This window comes from Micromonospora sp. NPDC004551, from assembly GCF_040609975.1.
GTDB lineage: Bacteria > Actinomycetota > Actinomycetes > Mycobacteriales > Micromonosporaceae > Micromonospora.
Genome location: NZ_JBEXLM010000007.1, coordinates 149,424 through 166,216, shown reverse-complemented (window position 1 = coordinate 166,216; position 16,793 = coordinate 149,424). Strand labels below are relative to the sequence as shown.

The following is a 16,793-nucleotide window of genomic DNA, read 5'->3' as shown; positions in this document are numbered from 1 at the left end:
CGGGTTCCCCGGGCCCCTGGTCGACCCCACGTCGACCAGGGGCCCCCGGGCGTCAGGGGACCGTTCTCTCGATCGCCGCCCGGCCCAGCTCGGCCAGGTCGCGGCGGGCCTGCTCCAGGTTCTCCGGGGTGGGATCCTGGCCGCGGGCCATCACCAGGTCCTCGGGTTCCCACGGCTGCTCGGCGCCGGTCCGGATGTTGTCCCCGCCCGCCCCGGTGCCGGTGCCGGTCGCGCCGGTCCCGGCCGCGTACGGGTCGCCGAGGATGTCCGGCGAACCGGTGTCGGGCACCGCGCCGTCCGGCTCGGTGAAGACGGGATTGTTCGGGTCGGTGCCACCGGTGCGCAGCTGGGGCACCGTGCTGTCGTCGTCCACCGCGGCGGCCACCTCGGGGGTCTCCTCCAGCGGCCGCTCGCCACCGCGGTCACGATCCGTCATGCTGCTGCCCTCCTGTCCCGTTCCGTGATCCCCACGGCGTACCCCGTGGGGGCCGGGCCATGCCGACGGCCCCGGGACGGGCGTCCCGGGGCCGTGGTCAGCGTTCGTCGGCGGCGCCCGGCTCGGGCGGCTCGGTGGGGCGCAGCCGCTGCCAGAGCAGCATCAGCAGCCCGAAGACCAGCATCACCAGGCCGGCCCAGAGGTTGATCCGGACGCCCTGCGCCTTGTCGATCTCCGCGGACGAGTCGAAGAGGCCCATGAGGCCGACGATCAGCCCGTACACGACGAACAGCCCGCCGATCACCCGGCGGATGTCGAAGAGCCGGGCCGCCGCCGAGCGCGCCTCCCGCGAGTCCTCGGTCTCGTCGACCAGGGGGTCGTGGGCCTCGCCGTGCTGGTACCGGTCGGCGTTGTCTGCCATGGCGTGCGTCCCTTCCTCAGAAGACCGGGATGTAGAACAGGGCGGCGAGGACCACCGCGATCACGCCGAGCAGCACCGGGGAGCGGTACCAGGCGGCGTCGCCGGCCAGCGAGTCGTCCTTCAGCGTGGTGTCGCTCAGGCCGTAGACCAGGCCGGTCAGCTCGTCGTTCCGCTTCGGCCGGGTCAGCGGGGTGAGGATCGCCGCCACGACGGCGACCGTCACGAAGGCGAGGCCGGCGCCCCAGAAGCTCTCCTCCAGGTCCGAGTTGAAGTGGATGACGTCGGCCAGGTGGAGCAGGTAGGTCGTGATCGCCACCACGGTGCCCGACAGCAGCGACCAGAAGCCGGCGAGCGGGCTCATCCGCTTCCAGAACATGCCGATGATGAAGGTGCCGAAGAGCGGGGCGTTGAACACCGAGAACAGGGCCTGGATGTAGTTCATGATGTTGCTGAACCCGGCCGCGATGAACGCCGTGCCGATGCCGATCACCACGGCGACCACGGTGGCGATCCGGCCGATCCGCACGTAGTAGTCGTCCGGGCGGTCCCGCCGGAAGTACGCCTGCCAGATGTCGTACGTGAACACGGTGTTGAAGCCGCTGACGTTGGCGGCCATGCCGGCCATGAACGACGCCACCAGGCCGGTGACCGCGATGCCGAGCACCCCGTTGGGCAGCAGGTCGCGCATGAGCAGCGGGATCGCGTTGTTGTAGACCAGGTCGCCCTTCTCGGCGCCGAGTCCCTTGACGGTGACCAGGGCGATGAGGCCGGGGATGACGGTGACCAGCGGGATGAGCAGCTTCGGGTACGCGCCGATGATCGGCGTCCGGCGGGCCGCGCTCATGTTCCGGGCGGACAGCGCGCGCTGCACCTCGGCGAAGTTGGTGGTCCAGTAGCCGAACGAGAGCACGAAGCCGAGGCCGAAGACGATGCCCAGCCAGTGCGCGCCGAGCGGGTTGTCCGTGCTGCCGGTGCCCTGCCAGGCGTGCAGCCCGGCCTCGCCCAGCTTGGAGTCCCGCACCGCGTCCATCAGGCCGCTCACGCCGCCGACCTTCACGAGGCCGATCACGGTGATGGGCACCAGGCCGGCGATGATCACGAAGAACTGGAGCACCTCGTTGTAGATCGCGCCGGAGAGACCGCCGACGGTGATGTACGCCAGCACGATCAGCGCGCCCACCACGATCGCCACCCAGAGCGGCCAGCCCAGCAGCGCCTGCATGATCAGCGCGAGCGCGTAGAGGTTCACTCCGGCGATCAGCACCTGGGCGACGGCGAAGCTGATCGCGTTCAGCAGGTGGGTCGGGCGGTTGAAGCGCAGCCGCAGGTACTCGGGGACGCTGCGCACCTTCGAGCCGTAGTAGAACGGCATCATCACGATGCCCAGGAAGACCATCGCCGGCACCGCGCCGATCCAGTAGTAGTGGACCGTCATGACGCCGTACTGGGCGCCGTTGGCCGCCATGCCGATGATCTCCAGGGCGCCCAGGTTCGCCGAGACGAACGCGAGGCCGGTGACCCAGGCGGGCAGGGACCGCCCGGAGAGGAAGAAGTCGACGCTGGTGCGGATGGCCCGCCGCGCGGCGAAGCCGACGCCGAGCACCGTGATGAAGTAGAGCGCCAGGATCAGGTAGTCCAGGGCGTTCATGTTCAACCGAAGACCGTCACCCATCCCGTGTCTCCCTCCGCGGCGGTGCTGCGCCCGCAGGTACCCACTTTGCGAAATTTCATGCCGGGAGTTCCGTCCGTCCCGGACGACGGAGCCCCGGCCGTTCACCGGCCGGGGCTCCGTGCGGGGTGCCGGTCAGCGGCCGAGGACCCGGTCCAGGAAGTCGCGATAGCCGCGCACGGCCACCCGGAGCTGCTCGGTGTCGGCCGAGCCGGACTCCTGCCAGCCGCCCAGCCTGGTCTTCTGGTCGCGCAGCGCGGCGGAGAGCGCCTCGATCGCCTCCTCGACCAGGGACTGCGCCTCGCCGACCGCGGCCCGCGGGTCGTCCACGAAGCGGAGCTGGACGTCCCGCCAGCGGTCCCGGAAGCCCTGGGCGGTCTCCGGGGCGAAAAGCGTCGCCGCGTCGGCCGGCACCGCGCCCGGTGTGGGCCGGGCCGCCCCGGCCAGCGCCGCGGCGCCACCCGCAGCCGCGCCGGCCGCCGCGGTGCTGGTGTCCGGGTCGACCATCGCCGGCTCGGCGCTGCCGTACCCGGCCCCGGCGGCCTCCGCGTCGTCGCGCGCCGCGCCGGAGTGGGCGGCCTCCCAGCGGTCCGGGTCGTGCAGCCGGTCGCCCGCCGTCGGGTCGGCCCGCTCGTCGTCGAACGCGTCGGTCCGGCCCGGAGCGCCGTCGCCCGGCACGGCGGTGTCCTCGCCGCGCGGGTCCCGCTCGTCCTCGGGGCGCCCGCTGGCCATCGCCGAGGCGGCCACCGCGTCGCCCACCGTGGTCGCCCCGAAGGCGGTCGGCAGCGGGGCGGGGTCGTGGTACACCGGCCGGTCGTCGACGTCGGCGGCCTCCGCGTCACGGAGCTCCCGGGCGTCGTACGCCCGGGTCTCGTCGAGTTCCGCCTCCTCGCGGCCGGAGCGCTCGCCGGCGACCGCCGGGTCGTCGAAGGTGCCCCGGTCGTCGAGCGCGTCCTCGGGCACCTCGGCCCGGTCGGCCGGGGTCCTGTCGCCGGCGGTCCGGTCGCCCGGTGGCGGGACCGGCACGGGCGAGGACCGGACGGCCTCCGGGTGGTCCTGGTCCTGCGTGACCTGCTGCTCTTCCTGACGCATGGCGGCGGCCTCCTCAGCGGCTCGTGGCGTCGTGCTCGTGGTCGGGGTGGCGCTGCGCCGGCGGCTGGTGCCCGACCGGGTCCTCGCCGAGCAGGTCGGCGAAGAGGGCCCGGTAGTGCACGAGCGCCTGCCGGAGATCCTCGGTACCCGCCTCGCCGCGCTCGTTGCGCAGGCGGATGTCGTGGGCGTCCCGGTAGTGGGTGAGGGTGCGGGCGTGCTCGACGGAGAGGTGGGCGATCTGTTCGGAGAAGTCCCCGGTGGGGTACCCGCGCTCCGCGATCAGCCGGGTGACCAGTTCGTCGGCGTCGGCGACGGTTTCGGCAGGGGAGTCGACGAAACGCACCTGGAGTTCCTCCCAGGCGGCGGCGTACCGGGCGCGGGACTCCTCGCTGAGCGGGGTCAGCTCCAGCTCGGCGTGGCGGCGTTCCCGCTCCCGCAGTTCCCGCTCGGCGGCGCCGCGGCTGTCCTGCTCGGCGACGGCCCGGTCGTACTCGGGGCCGAACCGCTGCCGGAGGGCCCGGCGGCGGCTGGCGACCACGGCGACCGCGGCCAGCGCCGCGAGGACGAGAACGACGATGACTATGACGACTACCTGCGTGGGCGACATGGCTCCTCCTTCGCCCGCTGGTATTCCCTCGTCCGTGTGATCGCCAATCCCGATCGGCGGCACTTTCCTGCGCGATCGCGCCAGCGGGAACCTGCCACGAAAAGTGGACTCGTTCCAGGAAGTGGCCCGCAGGTGGGAGGCGGGGGCGGGCCGGCCGCCCGCACCGGGCCATCACCGCCGCCGCCCCGCCGGGCGGCTCGGCCCCACCCCGGCCGCCCGATCCGTGCGCCCCCTTTGGACGAACGACCCGCCGGTCCCTTCCGGCCGGTCGTTCCCGTCCAACGGTGTCCACAGCGAACATTCCGGACCGTAGTGAGGGGCGAGACGGCCGGTAGTGCATCCGGCTGGGATTACGTATCCTGCCCAAGGCGCCCGGGCCGGGGCCCGGCGTCGCGGCCCTTCCGGCCGGTGCCGGCGCCACCCCTGCGACACCTTCCCCCGGGCGAGGTCTGATGAACACCCGAGACTGGCCGATCCGCGCCAAGCTGACCGCGCTGGTCATCGGTCCGGTTACCGGGCTGCTGGCACTCTGGATCTTCGCCACCAGCCTGACCTTCGGGCCGGCCCTCGACCTGCTCGCCGCGCGCACCCTCCTCTACGACCTCGGCCGGCCCGGCGAGAGCGTGGTCGCCGAGCTGCAACGGGAACGCCGGCTCTCGGTCGTCCAGCTCGCCGGCGACACCGCCCTGCCCGCCCTGGCCGACCAGCGCGCCCGCACCGACCAGGCGATCGCCGAGCTGCGCCGGCGCGTCGACGGGGAGAAGCTGCGCGACGCCGCCGACGACCGGCTCGACGCCCGGCTCGACCAGCTGGTCTCCGCGCTCGACGCGCTGCCCGCCGGTCGCGGCTTCATCGACGGCCGGAAGGTCGACCAGGCCGGCGCCGTCGGGCTCTACAGCGGAATGATCGGCTCCGCCTTCCAGGCGTTCTCCGCCATGGCCACGCTGCCCGACCCGCAGCTCAACCAGCAGGCGCTGGCGCTCACCGGGCTGGGCCGGTCCCGGGAGCTGCTCGGCCAGGCCGACGCGCTGCTGGCCGGCGCGGTCACCGCCGGCCACTACGCCGACGGTGAGCACGAGCAGCTGGTCCGCACCATCGAGAACCAGCGCTTCCTGGCCGAGAACTCGGTGGCCGACCTGCCGCCCGCCGAACGGACCGGCTTCCGGCGGCTCACCGAGGGGGAGGACTTCGTCCGGCTGCGTGCCCTCCAGGACACCCTGATCCGCGACCGCGACCTGCCGGCCGGGTTCGACGTACGGGCCTGGGACACCAGCCACGCGGCGGTCGCGCAGGGACTGCGGGACTTCGAGCTGCGCGGCGCGGACACGCTGGCCGAGCGGTCCGTGCCGATGGCGGTCTGGATCCTGGTCCGGCTCGCCGCCGCCGGGGTGCTCGGCCTGCTCGCCATCGTGGTCTGCGTCCTGGTGGCACTGCGGGTCGGCCGATCGCTGGACCGCCGGCTCACCGGCGTCCGCACCGCGGCCCTGGAGATGGCCGAGCACCGGCTGCCCGACGTGGTGGCCCGGCTGCGCCGCGGCGAGGAGGTCGACGTCGCCCGCGAGGCGCCCGAGCTGGACCACGGCGGCGACGAGATCGGCCAGGTGGGACGGGCCTTCAACGAGGTGCGCCGCACCGCCGTGCAGGCCGCGGTCGACGAGGTCACCCTGCGCCGCGGCCTCAACGAGGTCTTCCTGAACATCGCCCGGCGCAGCCAGGGCCTGGTGCACCGGCAGCTCGCGCTGCTGGACCGGCTGGAGCGGCGCACCGAGGATCCGGACGAGCTGGCCGGGCTGTTCCAGGTCGACCACCTCGCCACCCGGCTCCGGCGGCACGCCGAGGATCTGGTCATCCTGGCCGGGGCGGCCCCCGGCCGGGGCTGGCGCAGTCCCGTCGCCGCGGTCGACGTGATGCGCGGCGCGATCTCGGAGGTCGAGTCGTACGACCGGGTGGACGTGGGCGAGGTCCAGCCCGCCGGTGTGCTCGGCCGTGCCGTCGGCGACCTGATCCACCTGCTCGCCGAGCTGATCGAGAACGCCACCGTCTTCTCCCGGCCGGGCACCCGCGTGGACGTCGGCGGCCGCACCGTGCCCGGCGGCTACACCATCGAGATCACCGATCGAGGGCTCGGCATGTCGGCGCCGGCCCTGGCGGAGGCCAACCGCAAGCTGTCCCGCGCACCGGAGTTCGACCCGGCCGACAGCGCCCGGCTGGGCCACTTCGTGGTCGCCCGGCTGGCCGCCCGGCACGGCGTCCGGGTCGAGCTGCGGCCGGCCGTACCCGGCGGGATCACGGCCGCCGTGTTCGTGCCGTCGGACCTGGTCACCGCCGAGCCGGCGATCGGCGCGACCGGCCCGGGCGCCGGCTCGCCCGGGCGGGACGACCGGCGGATGGCCAAGGTGACCCGGCTGGGCACGGTCCCCCGGACGCGGGCCGCACGGCCCGGCCGGGACCGGCCCGAGTCGGCGGTCGTGCCGCTGCCCGCCGGTCGAGCCTCGGCGGTGGAGACCCCGGCGGACGGCGACGGCCTGCCCCGCCGGGTCCGCCGCCGCGGGCCGGCGGCCCGGCCCCGGCCGGTCGTCGCCGACACCCCGGCGAACCGCCCGCCCGAGGAGGCCCGCCGGGCCATGTCGGCGCTCCAGGCCGGCACCGCCCGGGGCCGCCGCGACGGCGCCCGTGCCGCCGCCGACCGCCAGGGCACCGCCCCCGCGGCGACCGGCGGCCCGGCCGCCGATCCCACCGCCGCGCGCCGCGGCCCCGCCCCTGCGGCGGCGACCGGCGGGCCGGCCGAAGACCGCACCGCCGCCCCGGACCGGGCCGGCGCTCCGTCCACCGACGCGGCCCGTACCCGGGCCGCCGAGCCCTCCCCGCCCGAACCGGCGGCGGCTCCGGACCATCGAACCGCTACTGAGAGGGACGCCTAGTGGTGCACACGACGCGGCAGAACGCCGATCTCGACTGGTTGCTCGACGACCTGGTGGAGCGGGTGCCGGGCGCCCGCCAGGCGGTGGTGCTGTCCGCGGACGGCCTCCTGCTCGGCGCCTCCGCCGACCTGGACCGCACCGACGCCGAACACCTCTGCGCCCTGGCCTCCGGTTTCTCCAGCCTCGCCAAGGGCGCCACCCGGCACGTGGGCGGCGGCGCGGTCCGGCAGACCGTGGTGGAGATGGAGTCGGCGTACCTCTTCGTCACGGCCGCCGGGCAGGGCGCCTGCCTGGCGGTGGTGAGCGACGCCGACGCCGACATCGGTCTCGTGGCGTACGAGATGGCCATGCTGGTCATCCGGGTCGGCGAGAACCTCAGCGCGCCCGCCCGCACGGCGGCGACCGATGCGGGCTGAGTCGCCAGGCCCTCAGCACGAGTGGCTGGACGCCGCCGCCGGCCCCGTGGTGCGCCCGTACACCGTGACCGGCGGCCGGGTGCGCCCGCCGGTCGACGGTTTCGACCTGGTGGCGTTCGTGCTGACCACGCCGGGGGCCGACCCGGCCGGCGTGCCCGGCCTCCAGCCGGAGCACCGGCGCCTCGCCGAGCTGGCCCGCCGGCCGGTGGCCGTGGCCGACCTCGCCGCGGACCTGGATCTCGCCGTCGGCGTGGTCCGGGTGCTGCTCGGCGACCTCCTCGCCCGTGGGCTCGTCACGGTGCGCCGGCCGGCCGCCGCCCACCTGCCCGACGACAACATCCTCAAGGCGGTGGTCAGTGGACTCCGTGCGCTTTGACCGGGAGCCGGCCGCGCCGCGGGTGCCGCTGGCTCTGAAGATCCTCATCGCCGGTGGCTTCGGCGCGGGCAAGACGACGCTGGTGAGCGCGTTGAGCGAGGTCCGGCCGTTGCAGACCGAGGAGGTGCTGACCGGCGCCGGCATCGGCACCGACGACGTCTCCGGGGTGGAGCAGAAGTCGACCACCACCGTGGCCATGGACTTCGGCCGGATCACCATCAACGACGACCTCCAGGTCTACCTCTTCGGCACCCCGGGCCAGGACCGGTTCTGGTTCCTCTGGGACGAGCTGGCCTTCGGGGCCCTCGGCGCCGTGGTGCTCGCCGACACCCGCCGGCTGGCCGACTGCTTCCCCTCGATCGACTACTTCGAGCAGCGGGGCATCCCGTTCGTGGTGGGGGTGAACTGCTTCGACGGGTCGCGCCGGTTCAGCCTGGAGGCGGTCCGCGACGCCCTGGACCTGGACCCGGACGTGCCTCTGGTGCTGTGCGACGCCCGGGACCGGCAGTCCGGGAAGCTGGTGCTGATCTCGCTGGTCGAGCACGTCGCCCGGCATCGTGGCGAGCCGGTGCCGGTGGGCTGACCCCGCTCCGCCGACCGGCACGGCGGGGGCCCCGCCGGAAACCGGTGCCGGGAATGACGCCTAACCGGGCGGCTCACCGGGAAGCCTCTGGTTGGATCGACGGTGGGACGGCGGAAGGTGGAAGCGGTGACCGGGCAGGACGCGATCGTCCACATCGGCGGCTACACGGCGGAGACGGGCGGGCGGGCCGAGGGCATCGTCGCCGCCCGGCGCGATCCGGCGACCGGCGCGCTGACCCCCCTCGGCACGGTGGCGGTCACCCCGGCGCCGTCGTTCCTCGTCCGGCACCCCGCGCTGCCGGTGCTCTACGCGGTCAACGAGCTGGCCGAGGGGCAGGTCAGCGCCTTCCGGGTCGGCCCGGACGGCGACCTCGACCCACTCGGCGTGCGTCCGACCGGCGGGGCGGAGCCCTGCCACCTGGCGGTGGCGCCGGACGGGAGGCACCTGTTCGTGGCGAACTACGGCGGGGGGAGCGTGGCGGTGTTCCCGCTCGACGCCGACGGGGTGCCGGGGGAACGCAGCGACCTGGTCCGGCACGAGGGGCACGGCGCCGACCCGGACCGGCAGGCGCAGGCGCACTGCCACATGGTGTCGCCGGACCCGGCCGGTGGCCCGCTGCTCGCCGTCGACCTGGGCACCGACTCGGTCTACCGGTACGACCTCGACGTCGCCTCCGGGCGCCTGGTGCCGCGCGCCCCCCGGCTGCGGACGCCGGCCGGCACCGGTCCCCGGCACCTGGCCCGGCACCCCGACGGGCGGCGTTGCTGGCTGGTGGGCGAGCTGGACGGCACGGTGACCGCGTACGACGTGACCCCGGACGGGCTGCACCAGCGGGTCCGGGTGGACGCCAGCGGCCGGGCCGGGCACGTGCAGCCGTCCGAGGTCGCCGTCGGGCCGGACGGCCGCTTCCTCTACGTCGGCAACCGGGGTGTGGGCACGGTCGCGGTCTTCGCGCTGGCCGGGGAGGCGCCCGAGCTGGTGGCCGAGGTGGACACCGGGGGCGGGTGGCCGCGGCACTTCGTCCTGACCGGTGAGCACCTCTACGTGGCCGACGAGCGCGCCGACATGATCAGGATCTTCCGGGTGGATCCGGGCACGGGGGTGCCCGAAGCGGTGGGGGAGCCGGTGCCGATGGCCAGTCCGACCTGTGTCCGTCCGTGACCGGGTGGTCACCCATACACCGTCCCCAATGGACCTGGATCACGTGTGATGACTGATCACTCACTCAACGTGATGATTTGGCGATCAACTGTTTCTCCTGCGTAACTTTCGTCCGAACGGTTGTGGCACTAACCCCACGAGATACGCAAGATGGTCACCGTGTCTGGCCGCCATCGCATGCGTTCGAACCTCCGTGGGGCAGGTGCAGCCGCTACGGCCACCGCGCTCGTCGTCGTCGTAGCCGGCTCCTGGTTCGGCTACCAGCAGCTGGCGGGCCCGAACTGCTCGGGACGGATCGAGCTGTCCGTCGCGGCGGCCCCGGAGATCGCCCCCGCCGTGCGCGGGGCGGCCGACCAGTGGGTCTCCGACGGCGCGGCGGTCGGCGAGACCTGCATCGCCGTGAACGTCACCTCGGCCGAGTCGGTCGACGTGGCCGCCGCGGTGGCCAGCAAGCACGGCGCCACCCTGGCCGGGGTCGGGCAGGCCAGCGGCACCGCGGTCACGCCGGACGTCTGGGTGCCGGACTCCTCGACCTGGCTGCTGCGGCTCAAGAGCGGCGGCGCCACCGCGTTCGCCCCGGCCAACGGCGCCTCGATCGCCCGCAGCCCCGTGGTGGTGGCGCTGCCGGAGCCCGTGGCCTCCCGGATCGGCTGGCCGAACAAGAAGCTCACGTGGACCGAGCTGCTGGGCCAGGTGACCAGCAGCAAGCCGCTGCGCGCCGGGATCGTCGAGCCGACCCAGGACGCGGCGGGCCTGTCCGGGCTGCTCTCGCTGACCGCCGCGGCCAGCGCCACCGGCGCCGCCGGCTCACCGAAGGCGCAGGAGGCGATGGTCGGCGCGCTGCGGGCGCTGGCCACCAACCGCTCCTCGCTGCGGCAGGACCTCCTCGCGCGCTTCCCGCGCTCGTCCGATCCGACGGCCATCGCCAACGGTCTGGGCGCGGCGGCGCTGTCCGAGGAGGACGTGATCGCCTACAACAACACCAAGCCGCCGATCCCGCTGGCCGCGCTCTACCTGGAGCCGGCGCCGATGCCGCTGGACTACCCGTTCGCGGTGCTGCCCGGCATCGAGCCGACCAAGGCGTCGGCCGCCCGGGTGCTCTTCGACGTGCTGCGGACGGGGAGCTTCAAGAACCGGCTGGCGGCGCAGTCGCTGCGGGCGCCGGACGGCAACTGGGGCGACGGCTTCAAGGCGCCCCAGGGCGCGCCGAGCCCGGCCAACGGCGGCGCGACCGCGGTCCCGCCGTCCGGCCAGGGCGCCGCGGCCGACCTGGACCCGAAGGCCATCCAGACGGCGACCACCACCTGGTCGGTGGCCACCCAGTCCGGCCGGATGCTGTGCGTCATCGACGTCTCCGGCTCGATGAAGAAGCCGGTGGCGACGGCCAACGGCGCCAGCCGGGAGCAGGTCACCGTCGCCGCCGCGAGCCAGGGCCTGGGGCTCTTCGACGACTCCTGGTCGATCGGCCTGTGGACCTTCTCCACGAACCTGAACGGCAGCGAGGACTACCGCGAACTGCTCGGGATCAAGCCGCTGTCGAGCAACCGCGGCCCCCTCCAGCGGAGCCTGGCCTCGGTCCGGCCGTCCGACGGCGACACCGGCCTCTACGACACGATGCTGGCGGCGTACAAGAAGGTCCAGCAGGACTGGGAGCCGGGCAAGGTCAACTCGATCGTGCTCTTCACCGACGGCAAGAACGACGACGCCAACGGCATCTCCCAGAAGGCGCTGCTGGCCCAGCTCAAGGAACTGCGGGACGAGGAGCAGCCGGTCCAGGTGATCATCATCGGCATCGGCACCGAGGTCAGCCGCGCCGAGCTCAAGTCGATCACCGACGTGACCGGTGGTGGCTCCTTCGTCACCACCGACCCGAGCAAGATCGGTGAGATCTTCCTGCAGGCGATCGCGCTGCGGCCGCCGGCGCCGCGCTGATCCGGCACTCAGCGAACGCGTTCCGCCGTACCGGCAGAATCCGGTACGGCGGAACGCTTCCGGCTCAAGCGGCCGGGAGAGAACTGACGGCAATGCGTCCGAAGCAATCGGTAACCATATTTGTCGAGGCAAGATGACCGGGTGCTCCGAACCGCGGGATCGCGCGGCGCGGGGTCGTCCTGAGCGAAGTGGGGAGGGCCGGTGACCTCGGCGACGCTGTTGACCCCCGCCAGCACGTCGTCGCGACCCGGTGGCGACCGCCCCGGACCGACGACTCGCGCTGCGGAGCGGGCCTACATCCGGATCCTGGCGGTGCTGGACACCGCCGTGCTGTCGGTGGCCATCCTGATCGGCTACGTGGCCCGGTTCGGCGACGAGCAGCCGAGCGGCTCCGAGATCCCGTACGTGGTGGTCGCGCCCGCCCTGCTGCTGGTCTGGCTGGTCTCGCTCAAGGCGATGCGCTGCTACGACGACCAGGTGCTCGGCTACGGCGCCGACGAGTACCGCCGGGTCAGCGCGGCGAGCCTGCGGCTGGCCGGCGGCATCGCCATCGCCGGCTACATCGCCGACGTGGGTGTCTCCCGGGGCTTCCTGGCCATCTCCTTCGCGGTCGGCACGATCGGCCTGGAGGTGGCCCGGTTCGCCGCCCGCAAGCGGCTGCACCGCGCCCGTGACCGGGGCGCCGGCTGGTCCCGCAAGGTGCTCGTGGTCGGCGACACCGCGCACGTGCTGGAGCTGGTGCACACCCTGCGCCGCGAGCCGTACGCCGGCTACCAGGTGGTCGGCGCCTGCATCCCGGACGCGCTGCTCGCCCCGGTGCCGCAGCGGCTGGGCGACGTGCCGGTGGTGGGCTCGTTCCGCGGCATCCCCGAGGCGGCCACCGCGATCGGCGCGGACACCGTGGCGGTCACCGCCTCCGGTGAGCTGACCGCGACCCGGCTGCGCCGACTGGGCTGGCAGCTGGAGGGCACCGGGGTCGACCTCGTGGTCGCCCCGGCGCTGACGGACGTCGCCGGCCCGCGCATCCACACCCGGCCGGTCGCCGGCCTGCCGCTGATCCACGTCGAGGCGCCCGAGTTCCGGGGTGCCCGCAAACTGGTCAAGGGCCTGGTCGACCGCTCGATCTCGCTGATCGCCCTGCTCCTGCTGGCACCGCTGCTGGCGGTGATCGCACTGGCCATCAAGCTGGACAGCCGCGGGCCGGTGCTGTTCCGCCAGACCCGGGTCGGCCAGGGCGGCAAGGAGTTCGGCGTCTTCAAGTTCCGGACGATGGTGGTCAACGCCGACGCCCTGCTCGCCGAGCTGGCCGCGCGCAACGAGACCGACGGCCTCATGTTCAAGATGCGCGACGACCCCCGGGTGACCCGGGTCGGCAAGCTGCTGCGCAAGTGGTCCCTGGACGAGCTGCCCCAGCTCGCCAACGTGCTGCTCGGCCACATGAGCCTGGTCGGGCCCCGCCCGCCGCTGCCCTCCGAGGTGGCCCGTTACGACGGCGACGTGGCCCGGCGGCTGCTGGTCAAGCCCGGCATGACCGGCCTCTGGCAGGTCAGCGGCCGGTCCGACCTGAGCTGGGAGGACGGCATCCGGCTCGACCTCTACTACGTGGAGAACTGGTCGCTCGCCGCCGACCTGACCATCCTCTGGAAGACGTTCGGCGCGGTGGTCAACAGCCGCGGGGCGTACTGACCCGGCGGGCGGCCCGGGCGGGTCAGGGCTGCGGGCCGAGCCAGTCCAGGCAGACCACCACGGCGTCGTCGACGAGGTCGCCGGCCACGAACGCGCGCAGGTCGCCGAGCAGCGACCGGACCGCGTCCAGCGGCTCCATCGGCCCGGTGCGCCGCAGGAAGCGGTCCAGCGCAGTCTCGCCGTAGCGGATCTGCTCGGCGGTAGCGTCGATCACCCCGTCGCTGACCACGAAGAGCCGGTCCTCGCGGCGCAGCTCGAACCGCTGCTCCCGGTAGTCGGTGTCCTCGAACATGCCGAGCGGGAACTGCTTGTCGAGCACCTGCTCGGTCACCTCGCCGTCGCGCAGCAGCACCAGGCGGGGCGAGCCGGCGTCGACCACGGTCAGCGTCCCGCCGGCCAGGTCCAGCTCCAGCAGGAGCGCGGAGAGGTGCTGCTCCCCCCGGTGCAGCGCATAGATCGCCTGGTCGGCCAGCGCGGCCTGGTCGGCCAGACCCAGCTTGGCGCGGCGGGCGTTGCGCAGCGCGTGGGTGGCCAGCGAGGTGAGCATCGAGGCCGCCACCCCCTCGCCGGAGCCGTTGACCACCGACAGCCAGAGCCGCTGGCCGTCGTCGGACCAGTCGAAGCCGTCGCCGCGCACCGCGTACGCGGGCTCCAGCTGGCCGGCCAGGCTGAACGAGGGGCGGATCCGGCTGCGGCCCGGCAGCAGCTCCCACTGCATCTCGGCGGCCAGGGTGAGCCGTCGGCTGCGCCGGGCGGTCAGGTAGATGTCGGTGGTGGCCGTCACGGCGGCCAGCTCGTGCCCCAGCGCGGTGGCCACGGCGTCCAGCTCGGCCAGGGCGGCCGGGTCGCCGGGCACCGGCGAGAGCTGGAGCACGCCGCGCCGCTCGCCGCGCATCCCGACCGGGAACCAGCCGGTCCCCTCCGAGACGATCGGCTCCTGGTGGTCGAAGCAGCGCCAGGCGGGATGGCCCGGGGTGACGATCGCCTCACCCCCGCCCAGCGGCAGCAGCGCGGCCAGCCGGTAGTCGACCTGGAAGAGCTCGGCGCGGGAGATCCCGTACGACCGTTTCAGCTCGGCGGCGAGCCGGTCGACGAGCTGATCCGTCGGCGCCTCGGTGAGGCTCCGCCGTGCCCGATCCTCCGGTCCGCTCATCTTTGCTCCTTTGCACAGGTCGTCGGCCTGGTGAGACGGGTAGTCTCGGGCGCACCATGGCCGAAGAACGCGGTCCCCAGGGACCTGATGCGAGTATGGCCGCCGCTCTGGACGACGCGGCGGGCACCCTGCTGTCCGTCTGGGAGGCGGCCCGGGAGCGGACCACGAGCCGGCTCTCCGGTGCCCAGTTACGCGCGGTCATGGTCGTCGAGCAGCACGACGGGATCAACCTGCGCCGGCTCGCCACGCTGACCGACATGCTGCTCTCCTCCGCCAGCCGGCTGTGCGACCGCCTCGTGGCGGCCGGGATGCTGGAGCGGGAGCCGGGCCGGTACGACCGGCGCGAGATCGCCCTGCACCTCACGCCGGCGGCCACCCGGCTGCTGGCCGAGCTGCGCGCCGACCGGCGTCACCGGCTGGACGGGATCCTGGTCGGCATGAGCGCGGAGGGGCGGGCGGCGTTGGTGCGCGGGATGCGCGAGTTCGCCGAGGTCGCCCGGCGCGGAGAGGCCGCAGCCCCGGAGGGCTGGCCGGTGCTCCAGTCCGCGGGGGAGCGGATGGCCGGCCCGGAGGCCGAGCCGGAGTCACCCGGCGAGCCGCCGGTGGCCCGCACCGCCTGAGCCGGCCGGACCGGCACCGCCCGCGGCCACGACCAGCATGGCGATGTCGTCGTGCACCTGGCCACCGAGCCATTCGTCCACGAGCTGGAGCAGCCGGTCGATGAGCGCGGGGGGCGGCAGGCCGGCCCCGGAGGCGAGCGCCCGCCGCAGCCGCGCGTCGCCGAACATCTCCAGCCGGGTCGGGCCGCCCGGGGCCTCGGTCACCCCGTCGGTGTACGCCACCAGCAGGTCGCCCGGTGCCAGGCGTACCTCCGCCTCGACGAAGCGGGCCGCACACAGCGCCCCGACCGGCATGCCGCCCACCCGGACCGGCTCGATCCGGCCGTCGGTGCGGACCACCAGCGGGGCCGGGTGCCCGCCGCCGGCGACCCGGACCAGCAGCCCGCCATCCGGCTCGCGGGTCAGGGCGCCCAGCAGGAGGGTCGTGAACTGGGCCCGGCGGGACGCGTCGGGTGCGTCCAGCAGCGCCCGGTTGAGCAGGTCCATCAGCTCTCGCGGGCGCTGCTCGACCAGCCGCAGGGTCTGCAAGGACTGGCGTACCCGCCCGGTCAGCACCGCCGCGCCGACGCCCTTGCCGCAGACGTCCCCGAGGGCGAAGAGGCCACCGTCGGAGGTGGGGAAGAGGTCGTAGAAGTCGCCCCCGATGCGCAGGCTGTCACCGGCGGCCCGGTAACCGCCGGCCAGCGTCATCCCGGGCAGCGGCGGCAGGTCCGGGGGGAGGAGGCTGTTCTGGAGCACGCGGGCCAGGTGGGCCTGTTCGCCGTACAGGTCGGCGGCGGCCAGTGCCGCGCCCGCGCGGACGGCGAACTCCCGGGCCAGCTCGACCTCCCGCCTGTCGAATCCGCTCCGCCCGGCCCGGCGGGCCAGGATCAGCGCGCCGGCCGGGCCGCCGGCGCTGCGCATCGGGCTGATCAGCACGCTGCCCGGCCGGCCGAAGCCCGCGGGCAGCACCTCGGCCAGGTCGGCCGGCTCGATGTCGGGCTCGGCCCCATCGAGAGCCTCGAACAGTCCGGGCACCGACTCGATCGTCCGCCAGCCGGCGACGCCGGTGGCCGGGGCGGGGTCGTCGGCGACGTACCGGACCCAGTGCGGCTGGTCCTCGGCCGGCGGGGACGGGCGGTGCACGACCACGGCGGCGTCGGCCAGGTAGGGCACCGGCAGGGTGACGGCGGCGCGCAGCGTCTGGTCCCGGTGCAGGGAGAGCCCGAGCCGGCTGCCCGCCTGGGCCAGGAACGCGGTCCGGGACCGCTCGGCCCGCAGCGCCTCGGCGCGCGCCTGCTCCTCGGTGACGTCCCGCACGTACCAGGCGCAGGTGCCGCCGGCCAGGCCGCGCCGCACGCCCCGCAGCCGGCGGCCGTGGTGCTCGGCGTCGAAGGTCCCGGCGCCGTCGCGGACCGCGCCGGCCAGCGCGGGGACCGGGCAGCCGGCCAGGTCGACGCCGGGGGAGAGCTCGGGGAGGAGTTCCGCGGCCATCGCGTTGACCAGGGTCACCACGCCGGCCGGGTCGGCGGTCACGATTGCCTCGGCGAGCCCGTCCAGCAACTCGCGGGCGAGCCGGGAGTCGGCCGGCAGCGCGCCCCCGGCCGACCGTGGGGCGGTCGTCACCGCCGGTGGCCGGGCGCTTCGGTCTGTCGAACCGTGCGCATGCTGTCGGTGCACTCCTCGGTCATCCGTTTGCCTTACGGCAAGCGTACCGAGCGCGGTGGTCGTAGGCCCATCG

The 16,793-nt window shown here is 74.4% G+C and carries 15 protein-coding genes; 8 read left to right on the top strand and 7 right to left on the bottom strand.

The window, feature by feature from the left end; all coding sequences use genetic code 11:
* Positions 1 to 52 precede the first annotated feature (52 nt).
* The 5 genes from ABZW14_RS11540 to ABZW14_RS11520 form a co-directional block, all read right to left on the bottom strand.
* Entirely contained in the window at positions 53 to 436 is a 384-nt protein-coding gene (locus tag ABZW14_RS11540; RefSeq protein ID WP_355343597.1) for a hypothetical protein, read from the bottom strand.
* Between the two features lie 97 nt (positions 437 to 533).
* Positions 534 to 857, bottom strand: a complete 324-nt coding sequence (locus ABZW14_RS11535) for a hypothetical protein (protein WP_355343594.1) — start codon at positions 855 to 857, stop codon at positions 534 to 536.
* 16 nt (positions 858 to 873) lie between these two features.
* Entirely contained in the window at positions 874 to 2,529 is a 1,656-nt protein-coding gene (locus tag ABZW14_RS11530) for a sodium:solute symporter family protein (RefSeq protein WP_355343591.1), read from the bottom strand.
* A 132-nt stretch (positions 2,530 to 2,661) separates the two neighbouring features.
* Entirely contained in the window at positions 2,662 to 3,618 is a 957-nt protein-coding gene (locus ABZW14_RS11525; RefSeq protein ID WP_355343588.1) for a hypothetical protein, read from the bottom strand.
* Positions 3,619 to 3,631: 13 nt separating this feature from the next.
* The gene (locus tag ABZW14_RS11520; protein WP_355343585.1) at positions 3,632 to 4,225 is read right to left on the bottom strand and encodes a hypothetical protein; all 594 of its coding nucleotides are present in this window, start codon (positions 4,223 to 4,225) and stop codon (positions 3,632 to 3,634) included.
* Between the two features lie 452 nt (positions 4,226 to 4,677).
* Between ABZW14_RS11520 and ABZW14_RS11515 the strand changes: the two genes are divergently transcribed.
* The 7 genes from ABZW14_RS11515 to ABZW14_RS11485 all read left to right on the top strand — a co-directional run bounded on the left by ABZW14_RS11515 (position 4,678) and on the right by ABZW14_RS11485 (position 13,300).
* Positions 4,678 to 7,146 (top strand): nitrate- and nitrite sensing domain-containing protein, encoded by a 2,469-nt coding sequence (locus ABZW14_RS11515; protein WP_355343582.1) that lies wholly within the window; start codon positions 4,678 to 4,680, stop codon positions 7,144 to 7,146.
* Complete coding sequence (locus tag ABZW14_RS11510) at positions 7,146 to 7,562, top strand: roadblock/LC7 domain-containing protein (RefSeq protein WP_355343579.1); 417 nt, start codon at positions 7,146 to 7,148, stop codon at positions 7,560 to 7,562. The genes ABZW14_RS11515 and ABZW14_RS11510 overlap by 1 nt, the downstream gene beginning before the upstream one ends.
* Positions 7,552 to 7,938: a DUF742 domain-containing protein gene (locus tag ABZW14_RS11505; protein WP_262284692.1), complete on the top strand. Its 387-nt coding sequence runs from the start codon at positions 7,552 to 7,554 to the stop codon at positions 7,936 to 7,938. The genes ABZW14_RS11510 and ABZW14_RS11505 overlap by 11 nt, the downstream gene beginning before the upstream one ends.
* Positions 7,919 to 8,521, top strand: coding sequence for an ATP/GTP-binding protein (locus ABZW14_RS11500; RefSeq protein WP_355343576.1), 603 nt, complete (start codon positions 7,919 to 7,921; stop codon positions 8,519 to 8,521). The genes ABZW14_RS11505 and ABZW14_RS11500 overlap by 20 nt, the downstream gene beginning before the upstream one ends.
* A 126-nt stretch (positions 8,522 to 8,647) precedes the next feature.
* Positions 8,648 to 9,682 (top strand): lactonase family protein, encoded by a 1,035-nt coding sequence (locus tag ABZW14_RS11495; RefSeq protein WP_355343573.1) that lies wholly within the window; start codon positions 8,648 to 8,650, stop codon positions 9,680 to 9,682.
* A 177-nt stretch (positions 9,683 to 9,859) separates the two neighbouring features.
* The gene (locus ABZW14_RS11490) at positions 9,860 to 11,614 is read left to right on the top strand and encodes a substrate-binding domain-containing protein (RefSeq protein ID WP_355343570.1); all 1,755 of its coding nucleotides are present in this window, start codon (positions 9,860 to 9,862) and stop codon (positions 11,612 to 11,614) included.
* Between the two features lie 201 nt (positions 11,615 to 11,815).
* Entirely contained in the window at positions 11,816 to 13,300 is a 1,485-nt protein-coding gene (locus ABZW14_RS11485; RefSeq protein WP_355343568.1) for a sugar transferase, read from the top strand.
* 22 nt (positions 13,301 to 13,322) lie between these two features.
* On the opposite strand, the gene ABZW14_RS11480 is transcribed toward ABZW14_RS11485, so the two are convergent.
* Complete coding sequence (locus ABZW14_RS11480) at positions 13,323 to 14,453, bottom strand: PP2C family protein-serine/threonine phosphatase (RefSeq protein ID WP_355343565.1); 1,131 nt, start codon at positions 14,451 to 14,453, stop codon at positions 13,323 to 13,325.
* A gap of 95 nt (positions 14,454 to 14,548) precedes the next feature.
* Between ABZW14_RS11480 and ABZW14_RS11475 the strand changes: the two genes are divergently transcribed.
* Positions 14,549 to 15,073, top strand: a complete 525-nt coding sequence (locus tag ABZW14_RS11475; RefSeq protein ID WP_355343562.1) for a MarR family transcriptional regulator — start codon at positions 14,549 to 14,551, stop codon at positions 15,071 to 15,073.
* Here ABZW14_RS11475 and ABZW14_RS11470 read toward each other — a convergent pair.
* Positions 15,038 to 16,678, bottom strand: a complete 1,641-nt coding sequence (locus ABZW14_RS11470) for a PP2C family protein-serine/threonine phosphatase (protein WP_355343559.1) — start codon at positions 16,676 to 16,678, stop codon at positions 15,038 to 15,040. The two genes, ABZW14_RS11475 and ABZW14_RS11470, sit on opposite strands and share 36 nt — an antisense overlap.
* Positions 16,679 to 16,793 lie beyond the last annotated feature (115 nt).

What these genes read in the sequence shown, in the direction of transcription:
- ABZW14_RS11540 (WP_355343597.1), bottom strand. Translation starts at nt 436, where the DNA reads ATGACGGATCGTGACCGCGGTGGCGAGCGGCCGCTGGAGGAGACCCCC.
- ABZW14_RS11480 (WP_355343565.1), bottom strand. Translation starts at nt 14,453, where the DNA reads ATGAGCGGACCGGAGGATCGGGCACGGCGGAGCCTCACCGAGGCGCCG.
- ABZW14_RS11475 (WP_355343562.1), top strand. Translation starts at nt 14,549, where the DNA reads ATGGCCGCCGCTCTGGACGACGCGGCGGGCACCCTGCTGTCCGTCTGG.
- ABZW14_RS11505 (WP_262284692.1), top strand. Translation starts at nt 7,552, where the DNA reads ATGCGGGCTGAGTCGCCAGGCCCTCAGCACGAGTGGCTGGACGCCGCC.
- ABZW14_RS11525 (WP_355343588.1), bottom strand. Translation starts at nt 3,618, where the DNA reads ATGCGTCAGGAAGAGCAGCAGGTCACGCAGGACCAGGACCACCCGGAG.
- ABZW14_RS11520 (WP_355343585.1), bottom strand. Translation starts at nt 4,225, where the DNA reads ATGTCGCCCACGCAGGTAGTCGTCATAGTCATCGTCGTTCTCGTCCTC.
- ABZW14_RS11490 (WP_355343570.1), top strand. Translation starts at nt 9,860, where the DNA reads ATGCGTTCGAACCTCCGTGGGGCAGGTGCAGCCGCTACGGCCACCGCG.
- ABZW14_RS11535 (WP_355343594.1), bottom strand. Translation starts at nt 857, where the DNA reads ATGGCAGACAACGCCGACCGGTACCAGCACGGCGAGGCCCACGACCCC.
- ABZW14_RS11530 (WP_355343591.1), bottom strand. Translation starts at nt 2,529, where the DNA reads ATGGGTGACGGTCTTCGGTTGAACATGAACGCCCTGGACTACCTGATC.
- ABZW14_RS11515 (WP_355343582.1), top strand. Translation starts at nt 4,678, where the DNA reads ATGAACACCCGAGACTGGCCGATCCGCGCCAAGCTGACCGCGCTGGTC.